Genomic DNA, 18,461 nt, shown 5'->3' with positions numbered 1-18,461 from the left:
CACGACCGTTGGGGTGCGCGAGGGGCCCGATGCCGGTGTCGCGTGCGAATCCGTCGCAGCCAGGCCTGATCGGCACCGGCGCGTCGGTGCACGCCGATAGAGAAACTGCCCGGGAACAGCGACCGGGGCCAGGCGGGGGCGCTATTCTGCGAGAAGCGTCCAAGACCCCGGCGTGAGCCGAGCTGTTGTCTTTCAGGTGCCGCCGGGACGGACGATCCGTCGAAAGGCCGTAGGCACGTTTTCATGGCGAGGCGGCTTCCCCGAGTGGCTCTGGACCACGCACGGTTACCGGGACGGAGCTTCGCCCGACCTGTCCAGGCGTCCGACCACGGGCGAGGCGTGCCGTAGGGGTCCGGGAAGCACCGGACCCGACAGGGCGCCGCGCTCGTGATCACAAGAGCCGAGGCGTTATGCCCGTTCTGACCAGTTTCCATCTCTCCAGGCGCGACTGTGGACACCGCACGACGATCACGCTGGCGGGTGAGATCGACCTGGCCGCCGCGCCCGCGCTGCGCGCGGCGGTCGAGGACTGCCTTCGTAAGGGAATCCGAACGATCACCATCGACCTGGCCGCGCTGGACTTCTGTGACGTCAGCGGCCTCAACGCCTTCCTGGCAGCCGCCGAACGCACCGCATCGGAAAACGGTTCGCTGCGCCTCCTCCATCCGCGCCCTCAGATGGCCCAGTTGCTCAGGCTGAGCGGCACGGGCTTCCTGCTCCGCGCCACGCACCTCACACTGGCCCGTCCCATCGCCTCTGACCCCGTGCCCGCCGCACACCCCGGTGTGCCGGCCCCATGACCAGGTCACGGACCGCGAAACAGCAGCCGACCGGTTTCGAGAGCGGGACCGGGTGATCAGCGATCGCATGGCCCAGGTCCTGCGGTTGCTGCGCATCGGTGCGGGCTCCGACGCCATCGCCCACGTCGTCTCCGCGGCCGGCGCCCGCGCCCTGGGCATGGACGGACTGGCTGTCTCCCTGGCCACCGGGGACGACCTCACCGAGCCCATGTGGTGCTCGGATGCCACGACACGGCACTTCGAGGACCTGCAGTTCACCCTCGGGGAAGGCCCAGGGCCCGACGCGGCCCGCACCGGGGCGATGGTGTGGGCACCGGATCTGGCCCGGATCCCCTTCGACCGCTGGCCCAACCTGACCATGGAGGCCCCTGACGTCGACATCCGCGCGGTGTTCTGCTTCCCGATGAGTGTCGGCGCCATCAGCGTCGGCGTCCTGACCGCCGTGCGTCGCACCCCCGGCCCGATGACCGCCCAGCAGGTCGACGATGCCACGATCCTGGCCGCCGCGCTCACCGCCCGCTGCCTGGGCGGCGGTCCACGGGGCACCCCCCTCCCGGAGGACTCCCCCCACTCACTGCTGCACGCGGTGGTCCACCAGGCGACCGGCATGCTCAGTGTCCAGCTCTCCCTGCCCCTGTCCCAAGCCCTGCTGCGGCTGCGCGCGCACGCCTACAGCAGCGGGCGTTCCCTCACCGATGTGGCCCAGGACGTCGTGGACCGGCGCCTTCGCATGGACCCGGGCGGCAACGGCACGCCCCCGACAGCCGTAGACAAGGACTGATCGACATGACCCGCGAACAGCGCATGACCGAGGTCTTCGTGGAGGTCGCCGACTCCCTGACCGACGAGTTCGACCTCATCGACTTCCTCCAGCAACTCTCGGCGCGCTGCGTGGAACTCCTCGACGTGGCCGCGGTCGGCATCCTGCTGGCCGACGCGCACGACACCCTGCAGACCATGGCAGCCTCCGACGAGCACACCCGGCTGCTGGAACTCTTCGCCCTGCAAGACCACCAGGGACCCTGCGTCGACTGCTACCGCACCGGTGAGGCCAGGACCGGCATCAACCTCACCGACCCCGAAACGGCCGCACACTGGCCGCAGTTCGCCGCTCGCGCCACGGACACCGGGTTCGTGACCGCCAACGTCCTCCCGCTGCGGTTGCGCGGCCGGGTCATCGGAACCCTGGCCCTGTTCCAGACCGACCCCGACCCCCTCAGCGGCCAGGACATCACCCTGGCCCAAGCCCTCGCCGACGTCGCCACCATCGCCATCCTCCAGCAGCGCACCCTCGACCACGGCCAAGTCGAGCGGGCCCAGCTCCAGTACGCCCTCACCAGCCGCATCGTCGTGGAACAGGCCAAGGGCATCCTCGCTGAACGCTGGCACGTCTCCCCGGACGCCGCCTTCGCCGCCTTCCGCGCCTACGCCCGCGCCCACAACCTCCAACTGGCCGAACTGGCCCGCGACGTCGCAGCGAGCACCCTGAACAGCACGGCGATCCCCCACCCGAACCGGTCCACCCCCCGCCACTGACCTCTGCGCACGCAACCGAGCCGCACACCACCCACCCGGCCCCACCGCAGGCACCCCCGCCCAGCGCATGGCCGAGCGGCCCGGTCAGGGCAGCCAGCGTGCCGATGTGCCGAGCGGGGAAGACACCAGGCATGGCAGATTTCTTCGTACGCCGGCTGACGCGGTGGCAGGCCGAGCAACAGCGGGGCCCGTTCGCCGACATGTACGTCGAGGCGTACGACGGTGCCGTCGGCGAGGAGTTCAGGGGCCGGCAGGACTTCCTGCGCCGGTTCGAGGACGACGTCCAGCAGCAGGGATTCGAGATGGTGGTCGCCGAGGGCGCCCAACCGGTGGGCTGCGCCTATGGGTTCCCCGTCCGCCGCTCGGGCAGCTGGTGGCAGGGCATCGGTGCAGGACTGCCTTCGGACCTGGAAGAACTGACCGCATCCGGGCAGGTGTTCGTGATCGCGGAGATGATGGTGCCGCCCCGGTACCGGCGGACGGGCGTGGCCACCCGCCTGCAGGAGCACCTGCTGGCCCGCAGCGAGGCGGCCCGGGTGATCGCGCTTGTCGCGCCGGACAACACGGCTGCCGAGGCCGCCTACCGGGCGTGGTCGTGGGAGGACCTCGGCGAGATCGGCCGCGGCTCGGTAACACCGGCACCCCGGATATGGAGCCGGGGCCTCCACGGCTGACGGCCGGCGGTGTCCGCCCGTGGTCGGCACGGCGAAAAGCCCCGGGCGGACTGCCCGGGGCCCGACGGCGTACAGGGAGCGCTCAACCGCGCGGCGTCCCGTAGTAAGTACCGACCTGCTCGTGGTAGCCGGCGTCCTCGGTGTGCTTGTCCTTGTCGAACTCCGGGGAGTTCTTGATGTCGTCCTTGGAGCGGGAGACCAGGATGCGCCGCTGCGCCGCGTCCACGGATGTGATCGTGCCTGCCGGGAGCAGGACGTGCTTCCCGAGGATCCAGACGCCGGTGTCGACGACGAGGTAGGAGGAGTCGACGGTGTCGGAGTACTTGGAGACTCTGCCGATTCCGCCATCGGTCGCCTCGACCTTGAAACCGCTCAGGTCCGTTCCCGTGCGGTGGCCGGACGTCGCCTGGTATGCCCACATGCTGTCAGTCACTGGGTGACCTCTCATTGCTTGGGTGCGTTGCTGGGAATCCCGTTCTCAGGGATCGGTGAACGCCCCTCGGCGAACGCCTGCCCCGCACACGGGGGCTCACACCGCCATCTCACTGCAGTCCGCCGCGCTTCGCCACCGGAGCGCGTTCGATGGTGTTATGTGGTGGTGTGAGCGAACAGCAGCGCCGGTTCCGCGACATTCCGGTCGACCGGTCCGAGGGTTTCGGGGAGCGCTTGCTGGGTGTGCTGCTGGACCGTGCCCACGAGATGCCGCCGCAACTCATCGCCCCGCTCATCGCGGAGGAGGTCGCCAGGGTCGGCGGGCGGGACGTGTCGGTGCTGCTCCAGGACTACGAGCAGCTGATGCTCATGCCGCTGCATGGCCGGGGCCTCCTGGAAGAAGCGCCGCATCCGATCGGTGATTCCCCCGCCGGCACCGCCTTTCTCGAAGCGCGGATCATCGAGGTGCCGCGGGACGGCGGGACGAGGCTGTTCCTGCCGTTGCTGGACGGCAGCGACCAGGTGGGTGTCATGGCTGTCACCCTGGACACGGTGGACGGCGACGGCCTGCGGCTGCTGCGACGCCTGGCCGGTCTGGTCGCCGACATGGTGGTCACCAAGGACAGCTACACCGACATCTTCGCCCTGGCCCGGCGGCGGGCTCCGATGAGTGTGGCCGCCGAGATCCAGTGGTCGCTGCTTCCGCCGCTGCGGATGTCGGTCCCCCAAGTGGAGATCGCCGGGATTCTGGAGCCTGCCTATGACGTGGCGGGTGACAGTTTCGACTACGCCCTGAACGACGACGTCCTGCACTTTGCCATGATCGACGCGATGGGACACGGTCTGAGCGCCGCCGTCATGGCCACGGCCGCCATCGGCGGCTACCGGCACTCAAGAAGAAGCGACGTCGGCCTGTCCGGGATCTACGCCTACATGGACGAGGTCATCGCGGAGCAGTTCGGGCCCGAGCAGTTCGTGACCGCCCAGATGATGGAGTTGAACGTGGTCACCGGCCACCTGCAGTGGGTCAACGCCGGCCATCCGTGGCCACTGCTCATCCGCGACCACGAGGTCGTCGGGCAACTGGAGGGCGACACGACGCTCCCCGTCGGATTCGGTGGCCAGGAACCCCTGGTCAGCCATCGGACTCTGCGCCCGGGTGACCGGGTGCTGTGCTTCACGGACGGACTCATCGAGGAGCACCTCAGCGGGGGCAGGCAGTTCGGGCTGGCGCAGCTCATCGACATCATCTCCGACGTCGGACGAGGCCGGCCCGGCGCCCGGGCCATGGTGCGGGACCTCTCGCACACGCTGAAGCAGGCACGCGGCGGCATCACCAGCGACGACGCGACGATCCTCCTCGTCGAGTGGCGCGGCGGCAGCGCCGACCACCTGGCGGTGATCGACTGACGGAAGACACCCGCCGGGCACCACCGAGGAGTAGCATCAAGTCACCGAGGGTATTCCGCACACCCGCATTCAGCCCGTGTCATTTTCGGCGATCGACGACCACCGAGTCGGCTCGCGTCGAATCGGGGCGAGGTTCGCGATGATTGCGCCCGGCACGTACACACCGAAGACGGGGACGCCGGAAGAGGCGCCCTCGATGCCGACGCCAGCGCCGTCGGCCCTGCGTCTTTCCCTCAGCCCGACGGGCTCCTCCCCCGCGAGGATCGACGGGGCCTGGTGGCCCCGCACTCGCGACCTGACCGCCGAACTCCCGTCTCTGACCGATGTCCTCGACATACGGTGGGACCGTATTACCCGGATCACCGTCAACCCGGACCGCTGGCCTGTCATCCCGCACAAGGTGCAGGTCAACGGGCACGTGGTGAAGGTCGGTTGGTTCAAGGCGGAGCAGGACCCCCATCAGCTGATGCTGCTCTCCTACAGGTCGGGCCGCTGGGATCTGCTGGTCGTACCGCCGGAGACGCGAGCGGATACTGCCGCCTGGCTGATGGCCGCGGCGGCCGACCCGCTGCGGAACTCGACAGGAAGCCAGTTGATGGAAGAGGCCGACCGCCGTGCGGCCGAGGTGTCCCACGAGGCGTGGGAGCCCGACACGGCCAGCGGGGCGCCTGAAGACGTCTGGGATTCCGAGGGCGGCCACCCCGCCGGCCCGGACGCACAGGGCGCGACGTCACCGGCGCGGGCGGCGGACTGAGGCTGCCCCCGGAGGCGCCGACATCGAAGGGCCCCGTGCGGTCGAGCAGGGGCCGGGCGAACGGCGGCGAACCTGGCCCGGGAGGGTGTCCACGGACGGTCTAGCCTGATGGCGGTGAGGCAGGCCGGCGCGGGAAAGGTGATCGTCGATGACGCCCCTGGGCACCGAGGACCCGAGGTCCATAGGTGGCTACACCCTTCTCGGTCGGCTCGGAGCGGGCGGCATGGGAGTCGTCTATCTGGGTGTCTCCGCCTCCGGACGGCAGGTCGCGGTCAAGTTCATGCACGGGCCGTATGCCCAGGAGGAGGAGTTCAGGGCGCGCTTCCGGCAGGAGGTCGCGGCGGCGCGCAGAGTGAGCGGGGCCTTCACCGCGCCGGTCGTGGACGCCGACCCGGACGCCGACCGGCCGTGGATGGCGACGCTCTACGTACCGGGACCCACTCTTGCCGAAGTCGTCAAGAAGGACGGCCCGTTGAGCCCGCGGGAGCTGCGTGGCCTGGGACTGGGGCTCACCGAGGCGCTGAGCGACATCCACCGGGCGGGCCTGGTCCACCGGGACCTCAAGCCGGCCAACGTCCTGATGTGCGAGGACGGGCCGCGCGTCATCGACTTCGGCATCTCGCGTGCCGCCGACAGCCAGAAGCTCACCATGACCGGGCAGATGATGGGCACCCCGCCCTTCATGTCACCGGAGCAGCTGTCCTCTCCCCGCGAGGTCACCCCGGCCTCCGACGTGTTCGCGCTGGGGTCGCTGCTGGTGTTCGCGACCGTCGGCACAGGGCCGTTCGACGCCGACAGCCCGTACATGACGGGCTACCAGGTGATGTACGAGACCCCGGACCTCGAAGGGGTGCCGGAAGCGCTCGTGGACATCGTCGAGCGCTGCCTCGACAAGGACCCTGCCGCGCGGCTCGAACTGGCGGATCTGCACCGGATGCTCCAGGCGCTGCCCGAATCCGACGCCCCCGCACCCTCGCAGGCCAGCGGCTCCGTGAACTCCCGCCCCCGCCCCACTCCTCGCGGCGCGGGCAGCACCTCCGCGACGGTCGCGCCGGTCACCCGCAAGCGGCGCCGGGCACGGACGCTGCTCACCGTCGTCGCGGCGGCCGTGGCCGTGGCGGGGCTGATCGTCGGGGCAGGCGTCCACGTGCTGGGCCGGCACACCACCACCGCCTCCCACACCGCCCTCCCGCCCGCCGCCTCCCACGTCACGGCCGCCGCCCGTGCCGCGTCGCTGCCCGGCGCATGGCGGCCCTGGAAGACGAACCTGCGGTACGAGGTGAAGGGCGTCGGCCTCGACTACGACAGCACCGGATGCGTCGCGGCGGGAACCGCCCTGTTCTGCGGTGGTACGGGCTTCACCGTCGCCAGGGTCGACGCAGCCTCCGGCCGTGTCCTGTGGCGGAGCGGCACCCGCCCCCAGAACGCCCGGCCGATCGGGGTTCGCGACGGGCTCGTCTACGCGTACGAGGTGCCGGACGACGAGACCAGGCGCGTGGTGGCCCTCGACGCCGGTACCGGACGCCGGCGGTGGCAACGCGACATCAGCGCCACCCAGGAAGCCGTCCTGTACGACGGCGGACTGCTGACCGTGTCCGCCGACTCGGGGTTCGTCGCCTACGGGCCTTCCGGCAAGGAGCTGTGGGAGGCCCCCTCACTGGACGAGTACTGCACTGCGTCGGCGCTGGGCGGCGCCCCCTACGCCCTGTGCTCGGCCGGCACCGAGCCCGGCCAGGGCCCGGTCGACCTGGAGAAGCTCGGACCCGGCAGCCTCACGGAGATCGCCACGCTGCCCACGGGGGCAGAAGCACTCGGCGTCTTCGGCGGACAGCCCGTCTTCCTGGCCCCCCAGACCACGAAGGAGGTGTACGAAGCCGGATACGAGCGGCCGTACGACGCGGTACTGCGAGTGGACCCGGAAACCGGGCAGGTCAAACGGATGGCACTGGCGCATCCGCTGACCGGCACAGCCACCCTCGTGGACGGCGTCGTCTACTTCGCCCGGTCCAACGGGTCGGTCGCCGCGGTGTCCGCGGACAGCGGCGAACTCCTCTGGCAGAAGGCCACGGACATGGAATACCTGTCCGTGCCCGCCTTGTCAGCGTCATACAAGCGGGTCTACTTCTCCAACCGCTTCGGCCGCCTGCTGGCACTGGACAGCCGCACCGGAGCGGAGGTGTGGCGCACTTCCGCCCTGGACGACACCGGGGACAAGGCCGTGAGCATCCCGCCGAGCGTGCTGCTCGTCAAGGACGCGATCGTGGCGACAGCGGGCGACACCGCCTTCTCCCGCAGCCCGGACGGCCCTGCTTCCTGACCTGCCGATCCGACGCCGGGCCCCTTGCCCCGCACCACTTCCGTGCCGCTTCCAGCGGTACGGCGCGACCAGTCACAGCCTGACGTGGGTGCGAGAACGTCAACTTGGGGCGGCGGACGCGTTCGCGTGGCGGTCCTGCGACCGGGCGTGGGCCGGGGCCGAGCGGAACGCCCCGGCTCTCAGCGCTTCGACATCGGCGCGGCGCGCTCGCGCTGCCTGCGCCACAGCCATTTCTGGACGAGCATCGTGAGAAGCCCCGCGACGATGATGCCGGCCAGGTTGAGCACCAACTGCCAGGTCGACCCGAGCAATTCGTGCCACGACGCGTAGGACAGGGCCAGCGCGGCGTTCGCGGCGGCGGGGACCGTCGTCACCGAGATCGCCACCCCGACCAGCGCGCCGGACTTCGCCGAGGTGAGGGACAGCACTCCCGCGATGCCTGCCAGCAGGGCCACCACGAAGGAGTCCGCGGTCGGCTGCCAGATGAACTGAGTCGCCGGGTGTGGGCTGTCGAACTGCGAACGGCTGAAGAGCCCGAGCAGATCCAGCAGGGCGCCGAACGCCCCGGTGAGCAGCGTCGCCACCAGGAACCCGACCACCAGCGCCTTCACCGACTGCGACACGAGCTGCTTCCTGCGCAGGACCAGCCCGGTGCAGATCCCGGCCAGCGGCCCGAATTCCGGGCCCACCACCATCGCGCCCACGATCAGGATGGAGCTGTCCAGCATGACCCCGTAAGCGGCGAGCATCGTCGCGACGGACAGGAACGCGAGATAGGTGACCGTGAGGGTGGACTCCTCTTGGGTCAGTTCCGCCATCGAGTCCCACAGCACGGCGTCCGCGGCCTCGCCGGGGGCGTCCCGCTCGGCCTCGTCCGATCTGCGGGACAGCGAGACGTCGACGGAGTCCACCGCTATCAGCCCGCGCTCCTCCACACCGAGCCGGCGCAGTGCCGCTATCAGCGGATCCGCGGCCTCACGCGCCACGTCACAGGTCACCAGGTCGCCCGGCGGATCCAGGGCGGCACCTTTGAGCAGGGTCAGATGGGCCGCCCCGACCGTCGCCGTGATCAAGTCCGTGACCTCGTCCGTGCGGTCCGCGGGGACGATCAGCCGAAGCTGGAGCACCTGCCTGCCTCCTGCGGAGCGCCCGGCGAAGGCGCAGCGGTCTCCGCCCCGGTACGCCGGTGGCGAAGTCTAAAGGGTGTTGCAGATCTCTGCTGGTGGGCGTGGTGACCCGGGACACCTGCCCTGAACTTACAGCCGCCCATCATGACGAAATCACGCATTCAAGGTCAGTAAGTCGAGTTTGAACTGAAACTACCCTCCACTTCAGGCAGCTGCCTCAAATCTTGCTCATATGACTAGAGTTGGCTCGATCGAGATGCTTGACTATCCACGGTCAAAGAAAAACCGTGGGATCGACAAAGGAGTGGCAATGAGGAAGAGCTGGATAGTGGGCATTACGGCCGGCTTCACCCTGGTAGGCTTTTCGGTGCCCGCTTTCGCCCAGGAGGAATCGACACTCACCAACTGTGCGAGCTGGCAATCGAACTCCGTGGCCCTGCCCGGCAAGCCCGATGTGACCCTTTCCGCGAGACCCTGCATACTGGTGAATGCCGGTCACCAAAAGGCAGAGATCCAGTGGAAGCAGCACTCGGACTCGGTGGGCCCTGGGACTCGTTGGGACGAGATGTACGTACATGTCAACCTGGAGCACAACGACGACGCTTACTCCCCCACGAATTGCTACATCACAAGCGATGTCAATGCCGCCGGCAATGACGTCAGCGGGACCTGCGCGATGGCGTGGAAGTCCTACAACAGTTCGTGGTACTACACATCGGACGGCTTGATCGAGTACGACATCAACAATGACGGCAAGGCTGAATACTACTGGAGTCTCCACGGCTCCCCCAGCCTCAAGAGCTGACCTCGATCGGGGCCCCTGTTGCAGCTTCCGGATGTTGAAGCCGGAGAAGCACCAGGAGGCCCTGTTGTCGCCTGTGTACGCCATCGCACTGGAACATTCCAACTCGACTCGGCCGCCGTGTGATTGCCTCGCGCACGAGTACGGGAACACGGGCGACTGTTCCGGATCGCGTCTGGTGCTACGACTCCGACATGACGACGCGGAGTGCTCACCTGCGATGTTCCAGCGTCAGCACTCGCGAAGAGACCGGCTTCGGGATCAGGGCCGACTTCGGCACCGGCTCCATCCGGTTGCACCCCGTCGCGGGGGAACCCCTCGCTCGATCGGGATCCACAGCTGGGAGCCGGACTCCTCGCCGAGCGGCACCGGCTGCGCCCGCAGGAGCTCAGGGCCGGGTCGGGTCGTGTACGGGTTCGAGGGGAACCACCGCGTGAACACGTCCCGCCACAGCTCCTGGAGCGCGGTCGGGTAGGGGCCGTGGCTGTCGAAGACCGCCCAGGTCCCGGCTGCTACGTCGAGGGCGTCGAGCTCGTCGGGGGCCGCCTCGGGGCTGGTGGCCACGCCGATCCAGTAGTCCGCCTCGGCGCCCTCCTCCCGGCTGTCGGTCAGGTACACCGCCGCTGACAGGATCCCCTCCGGCTCCCGGCCGGCCAGCTGCTTCATCCGTACGACCGCCTGCTCGTCCAGGCTCTCCAGGTGGGACACGGCGGCCGCGTTGACGCCCTCGTGCACGAGCGGGACCCGGGCCCGCCTGCCGACGAACCGGAACGCCTCCTTCTCCACGATCCGGTACCGCATGGCCGTACTCCCCTCGACCACGACGCGGAAGGACATGCGCGGCTGCGCCGTGAGCACCGCGCCCGTGCGCCGGGCCTCGCCGGGGCCGATGCCGTGCACCGAACGGAAGGCGCGGGCGAACGCCTCGCCCGAGCCGTATCCGTACCGCACCGCGATGTCGAGCAGCGTCACCTCCCCGGCCATCACCTCGGCCGCGGCGAGCGTCATCCGCCGGCGCCGCACGTAGACCGGGAGCGGCATCCCGGCGAGGGCGGAGAACAGCCGCCGGAAGTGGTATTCCGACACCGCGGCGATCCGGGCCGCCTCGGCCACGTCGACCTCCCGGTCGAGGCCGGCCTCCAGATGGTCCAGCGCCTGGTTCAGCCGCTCCAGCACGCGCGCGTCCGCCCTTCCTGCCCGACAGAACCTGTGCGGGAATTGTCGGGCAGCAAGCCCCTGCCCCGCATGAGGCTTGCGTCCATGACTGATGTCGAAGGGCTGTGCGACCCACGATTCGCCGCTGTCCGTGCGGCCCTCGCAGCCTCGCTCGGCAAGGACGACGTGGGCGCCTCGGTCGCCGTCCGCCTCGACGGCGAGCCGGTGGTCGACCTCTGGGGCGGGTACACCGACGCGGACCGCTCCGTCGGCTGGGGGCGCGACACCCTCGCGGGCGTGAATTCGACGACCAAGAACATGACCGCCTTGTGCGCGCTTGTCCTGGCCGACCGCGGCCGGCTCGACCTGTCCGCGCCGGTCGCCGCCTACTGGCCGGAGTTCGCCGCGGCGGGCAAGGAGCGCCTGCTCGTACGGCATGTGCTGTCCCATACGGCGGGGCTGCCTGACCTGTCAGGGATGACAGCGGTCGAGGACCTCTACGACTGGCGGGGCGTGACGGCGGGGCTGGCCGCGCAGGCCCCCGAGTGGGAGCCGGGAACGGCCGCCGGCTATCACGCGCTCACCTTCGGCTTCCTCGTCGGTGAGATCGTCCGCCGTATCACCGGCCGCAGCCTCGGGGAGTTCTTCGCCGAGGAAGTCGCGGGGCCGCTGGGCGCGGACTTCCACATCGGCCTCTCCGCCGCCGACGACGGCCGCGTCGCACCGCTCATCCCGCCGCCGTCGCTCACCGACGCATACGCCTCCACCGCGCCGGCGGGACCGGACGGCACCCGCCGGGAGTACACGGGTGCCGCGATCCGGGTCAGGGATGCCAACTCCGCGGCCTGGCGCCGTGCGCAGATCCCCGCGGTGAACGGCTTCGGCAACGCCCGGTCCGTGGCCCTGGTCCAGTCGGTGCTGGCGAACCGGGGGAGCGCCGGCGGCGTGCGGCTGCTGTCCCCCCGGGGCTGCGAGCCCGCGTGGCAGGAGGTGTTCCGCGGCGAGGACCGCGTCCTGCGGACGCCGATGTCCTGGAGCGCGGGCTTCGGCAGGTTCGGCAACACCTTCGGTTGGGGCGGGTGGGGCGGCTCGCTGGTCGTCAGCGACCCCGACGCGCGTATGACGGTGGCCTACGTCATGAACCGGATGATCGACCGGGAGCGGCAGGAGGACAGCCGCGGTATGGAGATGGTCATGGCCGCCTACAGCGGACTGCGATGACGACCCGCAGGCGGTGGGACCCGGCAGCCCGCCACCGACACCTGGGGCGGGGAGGCCGAGGCGTCCTGGAGGCCGTGCCAGGGGCGGCGGCGTGTGGCAGGGTGGCGGGATGGGTGGGGATCTCGTGGACTGGGCCGCCGTCACCGGCGGGGACTTCGTCTTTCCGGCCAGGGTGGGGGCGCCCCGAATCGCCGACGAGTTGGGGGCGATGCTCGTCTCCCCCGATCCGCAGGTGCGCGACGATCGCGCCTACACGGCCGCCGCGGGCTGGATCCGCGCCGGGCATCTCGATGAGGTGCTGGCCGCCATGGGCGACACCGCCGCCGAGCGCTTCACCCACCCCGAGGTCCAGGCCCGAACGTTCGCGCCGCTGGTGCTCAAGTGCGTGCTGGCCCGCGCCCGGGAGGTGCCGGTCGCCGTGCCGGAGGCGGCCGTGCTCCGCTGGTACACCGGCTTCGCCGCCTGGTACCCGCAGGAGCGCGACACCCGCGGCTGGGACGACACTTTGGGCTGGCTGCACGCCGTCGCCCACGGCGCCGACGCGGCCGCGGCATTCGCCGCGGCGCTGCCCGGCCACCGCACCGACCTGCTGGAGCTGTGCGCGCTCCGGATGACCGCCCAGGCCACCGACTACCGCTACGCCCAGCTCGAGGACGCGCGGCTGGCCGCCGCGATCACCCGCATCCTGCTCGCCCCCGGACTCAGCGCCGGCCAGGCGACGGGCTGGCTCGACCTGGTGGCGGCGGCGTTCGAGCGCGGTGGCCCCGGCGCAGTCCCCGCGTGGGCCTTCAACACCTTCGCCACCTTGCAGTCCCTGCACCTCCATCTGAGGCAGGGCCTGGCCGAGGGCGGTGTCCCGCCGCATGCCGACGAGGTGGCAGCACGCGTCGTCGGCATCCTCCGGCTGCCCTACCACTGGCTCGGCTGAGGCGGCTCTTCAGCGGCTTGGCACTCCTGCCCGCGGCACCTCCGGCCGGCCTTCGTACGCCCCGGTCGCGCGGCCCTCACCGGGCAGTGGCCCTTCGGCGGGATCGGAGGGCTGCCCGGCGGGCCGGTGCGGCCGTGGCCGGGATCCGCTGCGGCCCACCGCCGTGGCGGCCAGCAGTGTCGCGACGGCGAGGGATCCCCAGAGGGTGGCGGGCCCGTGAGTGGCGAGGGCGGTCATGACGGCGGGGGAGATCGCGAGGCCGAGGCCGGTGGAGAGCTGGAGCCGGGCCAGCGCCCGGCCCAGCGCGTGCGGTGGTGCGGTGGCGGCGACGAGTGCGGTGGCGCTGCCCGCGTAGAGGATCTCGCCGAGGGTGCACACGACGGACACCGCGGTGATCACGGGTGCGGCCAGGCCGTGGCCCAGCGGAGTCGCCAGGAGAAAGCCGAGGTAGGACAGGGTGAGGATCATCCCGGCCGCCATCAGGGTGATGTGGCGGGGGAAGCGGGACATCCTGACGGTCACGGCGACCTGCAGGCCGACCACCACCACCGTGTTGATGACGAAGACTCCCGCCGACCAGGCGGGGGCGGCGTGCACCTGTGTCGCCAGGACCAGGGGGAGGGCGACTTCGGGGACGTTGAGGCAGAAGACCAGGACGACGTTGGCCAGGAGCAGGGGGTTCATGGACGGCGCGGGCGCTTGCGGCGCGGCGGGGGCCTGGCCGGCGGGCGCAGCCGCGGTGACGTGGGTCGACCACGCCAGGACCGCCGCGGTCGCGTAGGCGGCGGCGGTGACGGCGGCCAGCGCCTTCAGGGCCGGGGTGCCGCCGGCCAGGCAGGCGGTGGCGACCAGCGCGCCGACGCCCATCCCCGCGTTGCGCACCGACCGCGCGGCGGCCAGTGCGGCGTCGCGGGTACGGCCGCTGGACACGGTGGTCACGAGTGCGGCGTGCGCCGCGGGCCACGCCTGGTTGCCGATGCCGAGGAAGAGCGCGGCGGCCGCGAACATCCCCGGGCTGCCCCCGGGGGCGGCCAGCAGCAGCGCCACGCCGAGGACCCGCACCAGCATGGCCGCGGCCACGGCGTCGCTGCGCGCGCCCCGGTCCAGCCAGCGGCCGAGTGCGGGCGTGCACCCCAGACCGGTGACGATGCCCGCGGTCATGGCGATGCCGGTGGTCGTGGCGGACAGACCCAGCACGTTGATCCCGTAGAGCAGCAGGAACGGCCGCAGCATGCCGGTGCCGAGCGCGTCCACCGCGAGGGCGACGGCGTAGCGGGGGCCCCCGGACGCCTGGACGAGCCGGCGGGGCACGGTGATTGTCATGGCGCCACCGTGCGCGGCCGCGCGTCGACCGGTCACGTGGGTTGACGATTCGCGTCAACCGGAGCGATTCCGACCCCGCCGACCAGCAATGATGGACGGGTGACTCTGCACATCGACATCGCCGGGGTGCCGCCTGAGCGGCTGCGCTTCGCCGCCTCTCCGCTCGCCGAGCTGACGGCGATGCTGCATGTGCTCGCCGCTCCCGCGCACCACCCGCAGCTGGCCGCGTGGTCGGCGGGGGTCAGGGCCGCGCTGCGTCCGGAGCTGGCGGAGCGGCTGTGGGAGGCCGAATTCCTGTGGCGTTCCTCGCGTGCGGACTTCCTGATGCCGGCCAGGCCGCGGCCGACCCTCGCCGAGGAGCTCGACGACGTCGACCGGCTCGACGACGACGCCTATGTGACCTCCGCGCTGATCACGACCTGCGGCAGCAACCGCGTCTTCTTCGCGGGGCCGTCCCCGCTCGCCGACTCCGGGGCGCGTGAGCGTGCCCTGGACCGGGCGCAGGCGCGGGGCACGCTCCAGGAGGCGTTCGCCGAACGTCTGCTGGAAGACCCGTCCGGGGTGCGGGCCCGGGTGCGCGAGACGCTTCGGCAATGCGGCGAGGCGTTCTTCGATGCCGCCTGGCCGGGCATCGCCGCACAGCTGGCGGCGGACATCCGGCTCAAGGCCGACCTGAGGGCCAGGCAGGGGCTCGGTCCTGCCCTGGCCTCGGTCTCGGCGGCCGTCACCCTTGACCGCGACGGCGAGCGCATCCTCGTGGACAAGTTGCAGGACAGCGCGACCAGCGCGCGGGAATCGGGCGTCACCTTCATCCCCAGCGTGTTCGGGCATCCGCACCTTGTCTCGGTGCACGCCCCCGGCCGCCGGCCGACCTTGCAGTATCCGGTCGCGGAATCGGGTGCGTCCGGGCCGGTGCCGCTGGAAACGGTCCAGCTGCGGCTCGAGGCGCTGGCCCACCCGGTCCGGCTGCGGCTGGTACGCACCCTTGCCCGCGGCCCCCACACCACAGGGGAGCTGGCGGACGCCTGGGGCCTGACCCCGCCCGAGGTCTCCCGCCATCTGGCCTTGCTGCGCCGGGCGGGCCTGCTCACCTCGCGACGTCGCGGCCGCTACGTCCACTACGCGCTCGACCTCACCGCCGCCACGACGCTGGGCTCCGACCTCCTGGCGGCGCTCCTGCGCTGACGCCGGGTCCCCGGCGGTGAGGGGTGGTGCCCGCACCGCCGCCCGGCCGCGCGGCCGCAACCGCGAAGGCGGTCGTCACCGCGAAGGCGGCCGCAGCGGCGAAGGCGCCCGCACCGCAAGGGTGTGGACGCCTTCGCTCCCGACTGGACGCCGGGCCCGGTCGGCCCGGCCCGGCCGCGGAGGCCCCGGGACCTGCCGGAGGCCCCGGAGCCTGCCGGAGGCCCCAGGACCTGCCCGAGACCCCGGGGCCAGGTGGCTCAGTAGAGCTTCTTGTACGTGCTCCAGCCCGTACCGATCTTCACCCGGGTCTTGAACGTCCCCGTGCCGGTGGAGCTGTAGCGGTAGGCGACGCCCGAGGCGTCCACGGCGATCAGGTCCGCGCGGCCGTCGCCGTCCATGTCACCGGGCGAGGCGAGCTGGGTGTAACCGCCCCAGCCCGTTCCGACCTTGATCCTGGTGGCGAAGGGCTTCGCCGCGTTGCCGGTGCCCTTGTAGAGCCACATCGCACCGCTGCCGTCGCGGGCCACGATGTCCGCGCGGCCGTCGCCGCTGAAGTCGCCGGACCCGACGATGGCGGTGTAGGTGTTCCAGCCGCCGCCGACCAGCTGGGGGGCGGACAGGTTCTGGCCGTCGCCCTTGCCGAGGTAGAGGTAGAGGTTGCCGGCGGTGTTCCGGGCCAGCAGGTCGCTCGCGCCGTCACCGCTGAGGTCGCCAGGGCCGAGGGCGATGTCGTAGCCGCCCCACCCGGTGGAGATCGGCGGGTTGGGGTCCCGGTCCAGGTCCAGGTTGTACAGGCCGCCCTGGAAGCGGTCCAGGATGGTCGGCACACCGTCGGCTGACAGCGCGTTCGCGAAGATCAGCGAGAAGTCGCCGGCGAATCCGCCGGGCTCGCCGACCGGCTGGCGCGGTGCGAACTGCCCTGCGTCGTCGACCCCGTACCAGTAGAGGGAGCCGTCCGACGTCTCGCCGAACATCTCCTTCTTGCCCCAGAAGGGGATGCCGCCAGAACCGGCGATCAGGTCGACGTTGAAGCCGTCGCCGATCGACTGGCGGGCGGTGAAGCCGCCACTGCCGTTGGACATGTAGTAGTAGACGGTGCCGTCGGCGGTCCTGCCCCACAGGTGGGCCCGGCCGTTCTCGTTGCCGAAGCCGATGATCTCGTTGTAGGCGCCCCAGCCGCTGCCGACCTTCGTCCGGGCGGCGTACGGCGCCGTGGCCTTGCCGGTGCCCTTGTACAGCCACAGGACACCGGAAGCGTCGCGCGCGACCAGGTCGCTGATGCCGTCACCGCTGACGTCGCCGGGGCTGGTCAGCTGGTCGTAGATGCCCCAGCCGGACCCGATGGACACCCTGGCGGCGAACGGCGCGGCACCGTTGCCCGTGCCCTTGTAGAGGTAGAGCCCACCGTTGTAGTCACGCGCCACGATGTCGGCCCTGCCGTCACCGCTGATGTCGTCGACGGCGACGAGCTTGTTGTAGATGTTCCAGCCCTTGCCGCTCCAGGACGGGGTGACAGGGAAGTTGTCGTCCGTGAACATCTCCAGCTGGCCGGTGGAGGTGGTGGCGAGGATCTCGGGCTCGCCCGTGGCGTTGAGGTTGCCGGGCGTCAGGAGGTCGACGAACCGCTCGGAGGCGGGCCTGAGCTCGACCTCCTCCGTGGAGGTCGAGTTGTAGAGAGTGCCGTCGTCCTGCCGGTAGAGCTGGTCGGAGACGCCGTCGCCGTCGATGTCGTACCGCTGCGGCGCCTTGGCCTGCGCGGTGGACAGCTTGGACGGGGCCGGCGCCTCCTTGGGCAGGTTCAGGTGCGGCACCCGGCTGCTGGTGGCGGTCGGCCGCTTGACGGTCTGGTGCGGGCCGGGCTCTGCGGCCTGGGCGCCCGTTCCCAGCGCGAAGGCGCCGAGGGAAAGGATGCCGGCGGTGCAGGCTGCGGCAAGGCGGCGGTGACGTCTGTTCACTGCCGACTGTGTGTCTGACACAAATCCCCCCATGGGATCTCTGACGGTGAATCCCCGATCCGGTGCATGGGATTGCTCATGCGTCCGGATCAGGTGATCGGGGTTCAGCTCCGGAAGACGGCTCCTGACACGGCACCCCCATACGACGGGCGGATCCCCACCGCTCCGCCTTTCCAGACCGCTGACCATGCGTCCATCCAGGTGGTTTTCCCGGATGGGAGCCATACACGAGGCGTGCGCTGGCGAATTCTTCATGGTCGGGTCGGTGTCGGGATTTCCGCCCTGGAACCGTCGTACTTCTCTCAAAGCAATGGAGCTGTCATGAAATCGCTGTGCAAGGCTGCGGTGCTGGCCGGGCTCGTCGGCGGAATCATCGCCTCGGGCGGCGTCGCGTCCGCCTACTCCGGTACGACCGGCGCCGCGTTCGGGTCGCCGGGTGTCCTGTCGGGAAATCTCGTCCAGATTCCCATCAGCATCCCGGTCAACGCCTGCGGCAATTCCATCAACCTGATCGGCTTCCTGAACCCCTCGTTCGGCAACACCTGCGTGAACATCCACCAGGGCAAAGGTGAACGGAAGCACGGAAAGGTGAAGAAGGGCAGCAGCCGTCACCACTCCGAGAGCCGGCGCGGCGAAGGCCGCGCGAAGAGCGGTTCCCGCAAGTAGCCGGCGGCCGCTCCCGCGCCGCCCGCCGGCACCTCACCCGACGGGCGGTGGCGCGTCGCCCCTCCGCGTGGCGCGCAAGCCTGTGCCCGAGGGCCGCTGCGGCCACGACGGCCGACGCGGGCGGACCCCGCGCCCCCGAGCGGCTCAGGGGCGGCGGCCTGTCACCTCGGCGCCGG

At 70.9% G+C, this 18,461-nt stretch carries 17 protein-coding genes; 12 read left to right on the top strand and 5 right to left on the bottom strand.

From position 1 onward, the window contains the following. Window positions 1-410 precede the first annotated feature (410 nt). From ACGFMP_RS04305 to ACGFMP_RS04290, 4 genes are all read left to right on the top strand, one after another. A complete protein-coding gene (locus ACGFMP_RS04305; RefSeq protein WP_393670148.1) occupies window positions 411-800 on the top strand; it encodes an STAS domain-containing protein in 390 nt (129 codons plus the stop codon). A gap of 67 nt (window positions 801-867) precedes the next feature. After that, the gene (locus tag ACGFMP_RS04300; protein ID WP_393670147.1) at window positions 868-1,581 is read left to right on the top strand and encodes an ANTAR domain-containing protein; all 714 of its coding nucleotides are present in this window, start codon (window positions 868-870) and stop codon (window positions 1,579-1,581) included. Window positions 1,582-1,586: 5 nt separating this feature from the next. Then, a complete protein-coding gene (locus ACGFMP_RS04295; RefSeq protein ID WP_393670146.1) occupies window positions 1,587-2,336 on the top strand; it encodes a GAF and ANTAR domain-containing protein in 750 nt (249 codons plus the stop codon). Between the two features lie 131 nt (window positions 2,337-2,467). Continuing rightward, window positions 2,468-3,010, top strand: a complete 543-nt coding sequence (locus tag ACGFMP_RS04290; RefSeq protein WP_393670144.1) for a GNAT family N-acetyltransferase — start codon at window positions 2,468-2,470, stop codon at window positions 3,008-3,010. Between the two features lie 82 nt (window positions 3,011-3,092). Here ACGFMP_RS04290 and ACGFMP_RS04285 read toward each other — a convergent pair whose 3' ends face one another. Further along, complete coding sequence (locus ACGFMP_RS04285) at window positions 3,093-3,443, bottom strand: PRC-barrel domain containing protein (RefSeq protein ID WP_393670143.1); 351 nt, start codon at window positions 3,441-3,443, stop codon at window positions 3,093-3,095. A gap of 149 nt (window positions 3,444-3,592) precedes the next feature. Here ACGFMP_RS04285 and ACGFMP_RS04280 point away from each other — a divergent pair, with 149 nt between their 5' ends. The 3 genes from ACGFMP_RS04280 to ACGFMP_RS04270 all read left to right on the top strand — a co-directional run bounded on the left by ACGFMP_RS04280 (window position 3,593) and on the right by ACGFMP_RS04270 (window position 7,923). Continuing rightward, window positions 3,593-4,852 (top strand): PP2C family protein-serine/threonine phosphatase, encoded by a 1,260-nt coding sequence (locus tag ACGFMP_RS04280; protein ID WP_393670142.1) that lies wholly within the window; start codon window positions 3,593-3,595, stop codon window positions 4,850-4,852. A gap of 196 nt (window positions 4,853-5,048) precedes the next feature. Beyond that, window positions 5,049-5,606 carry a DUF5994 family protein gene (locus tag ACGFMP_RS04275; RefSeq protein WP_393670141.1) on the top strand — a complete coding sequence of 186 codons (558 nt, stop codon included), beginning with the start codon at window positions 5,049-5,051 and terminating at the stop codon, window positions 5,604-5,606. A gap of 148 nt (window positions 5,607-5,754) precedes the next feature. Beyond that, entirely contained in the window at window positions 5,755-7,923 is a 2,169-nt protein-coding gene (locus tag ACGFMP_RS04270) for a PQQ-binding-like beta-propeller repeat protein (protein WP_393670139.1), read from the top strand. Window positions 7,924-8,102: 179 nt separating this feature from the next. Here the strand turns inward: ACGFMP_RS04270 and ACGFMP_RS04265 are convergent, their stop codons facing one another. Beyond that, window positions 8,103-9,050, bottom strand: coding sequence for a DUF389 domain-containing protein (locus tag ACGFMP_RS04265; RefSeq protein WP_393670138.1), 948 nt, complete (start codon window positions 9,048-9,050; stop codon window positions 8,103-8,105). Between the two features lie 310 nt (window positions 9,051-9,360). On the opposite strand from ACGFMP_RS04265, the gene ACGFMP_RS04260 reads away from it, so the two are divergent. After that, on the top strand, window positions 9,361-9,855 hold the full coding sequence (locus ACGFMP_RS04260; protein WP_393670137.1) for a hypothetical protein: 495 nt from the start codon (window positions 9,361-9,363) through the stop codon (window positions 9,853-9,855). A gap of 258 nt (window positions 9,856-10,113) precedes the next feature. Here ACGFMP_RS04260 and ACGFMP_RS04255 read toward each other — a convergent pair whose 3' ends face one another. After that, window positions 10,114-11,028 (bottom strand): GyrI-like domain-containing protein, encoded by a 915-nt coding sequence (locus ACGFMP_RS04255; RefSeq protein WP_393670136.1) that lies wholly within the window; start codon window positions 11,026-11,028, stop codon window positions 10,114-10,116. Window positions 11,029-11,112: 84 nt separating this feature from the next. Here ACGFMP_RS04255 and ACGFMP_RS04250 point away from each other — a divergent pair, with 84 nt between their 5' ends. Both ACGFMP_RS04250 and ACGFMP_RS04245 read left to right on the top strand, forming a co-directional pair. Continuing rightward, a complete protein-coding gene (locus ACGFMP_RS04250; RefSeq protein ID WP_393670135.1) occupies window positions 11,113-12,228 on the top strand; it encodes a serine hydrolase domain-containing protein in 1,116 nt (371 codons plus the stop codon). Window positions 12,229-12,337: 109 nt separating this feature from the next. Continuing rightward, a complete protein-coding gene (locus ACGFMP_RS04245; protein WP_393670134.1) occupies window positions 12,338-13,156 on the top strand; it encodes a DUF2785 domain-containing protein in 819 nt (272 codons plus the stop codon). Between the two features lie 9 nt (window positions 13,157-13,165). Here the strand turns inward: ACGFMP_RS04245 and ACGFMP_RS04240 are convergent, their stop codons facing one another. Further along, on the bottom strand, window positions 13,166-14,479 hold the full coding sequence (locus ACGFMP_RS04240; RefSeq protein WP_393670133.1) for an MFS transporter: 1,314 nt from the start codon (window positions 14,477-14,479) through the stop codon (window positions 13,166-13,168). Window positions 14,480-14,578: 99 nt separating this feature from the next. Between ACGFMP_RS04240 and ACGFMP_RS04235 the strand changes: the two genes are divergently transcribed. Further along, a complete protein-coding gene (locus ACGFMP_RS04235) occupies window positions 14,579-15,664 on the top strand; it encodes a DUF5937 family protein (RefSeq protein ID WP_393670131.1) in 1,086 nt (361 codons plus the stop codon). A gap of 257 nt (window positions 15,665-15,921) precedes the next feature. On the opposite strand, the gene ACGFMP_RS04230 is transcribed toward ACGFMP_RS04235, so the two are convergent. Beyond that, entirely contained in the window at window positions 15,922-17,619 is a 1,698-nt protein-coding gene (locus tag ACGFMP_RS04230) for an FG-GAP repeat domain-containing protein (RefSeq protein ID WP_393670130.1), read from the bottom strand. A gap of 234 nt (window positions 17,620-17,853) precedes the next feature. Here ACGFMP_RS04230 and ACGFMP_RS04225 point away from each other — a divergent pair, with 234 nt between their 5' ends. Then, window positions 17,854-18,285 carry a chaplin gene (locus tag ACGFMP_RS04225; RefSeq protein WP_393670129.1) on the top strand — a complete coding sequence of 144 codons (432 nt, stop codon included), beginning with the start codon at window positions 17,854-17,856 and terminating at the stop codon, window positions 18,283-18,285. The last annotated feature ends 176 nt before the right edge of the window (window positions 18,286-18,461 follow it).

The sequence above is a fragment of the Streptomyces sp. NPDC049040 genome (assembly GCF_043197715.1).
GTDB lineage: Bacteria > Actinomycetota > Actinomycetes > Streptomycetales > Streptomycetaceae > Actinacidiphila.
This window is presented reverse-complemented; position numbering and strand designations above follow the sequence as displayed.

What these genes read in the sequence shown, in the direction of transcription:
- ACGFMP_RS04305 (WP_393670148.1), top strand. Translation starts at nt 411, where the DNA reads ATGCCCGTTCTGACCAGTTTCCATCTCTCCAGGCGCGACTGTGGACAC.
- ACGFMP_RS04300 (WP_393670147.1), top strand. Translation starts at nt 868, where the DNA reads ATGGCCCAGGTCCTGCGGTTGCTGCGCATCGGTGCGGGCTCCGACGCC.
- ACGFMP_RS04295 (WP_393670146.1), top strand. Translation starts at nt 1,587, where the DNA reads ATGACCCGCGAACAGCGCATGACCGAGGTCTTCGTGGAGGTCGCCGAC.
- ACGFMP_RS04290 (WP_393670144.1), top strand. Translation starts at nt 2,468, where the DNA reads ATGGCAGATTTCTTCGTACGCCGGCTGACGCGGTGGCAGGCCGAGCAA.
- ACGFMP_RS04280 (WP_393670142.1), top strand. Translation starts at nt 3,593, where the DNA reads ATGGTGTTATGTGGTGGTGTGAGCGAACAGCAGCGCCGGTTCCGCGAC.
- ACGFMP_RS04275 (WP_393670141.1), top strand. Translation starts at nt 5,049, where the DNA reads ATGCCGACGCCAGCGCCGTCGGCCCTGCGTCTTTCCCTCAGCCCGACG.
- ACGFMP_RS04270 (WP_393670139.1), top strand. Translation starts at nt 5,755, where the DNA reads ATGACGCCCCTGGGCACCGAGGACCCGAGGTCCATAGGTGGCTACACC.
- ACGFMP_RS04260 (WP_393670137.1), top strand. Translation starts at nt 9,361, where the DNA reads ATGAGGAAGAGCTGGATAGTGGGCATTACGGCCGGCTTCACCCTGGTA.
- ACGFMP_RS04250 (WP_393670135.1), top strand. Translation starts at nt 11,113, where the DNA reads ATGACTGATGTCGAAGGGCTGTGCGACCCACGATTCGCCGCTGTCCGT.
- ACGFMP_RS04245 (WP_393670134.1), top strand. Translation starts at nt 12,338, where the DNA reads ATGGGTGGGGATCTCGTGGACTGGGCCGCCGTCACCGGCGGGGACTTC.
- ACGFMP_RS04240 (WP_393670133.1), bottom strand. Translation starts at nt 14,479, where the DNA reads ATGACAATCACCGTGCCCCGCCGGCTCGTCCAGGCGTCCGGGGGCCCC.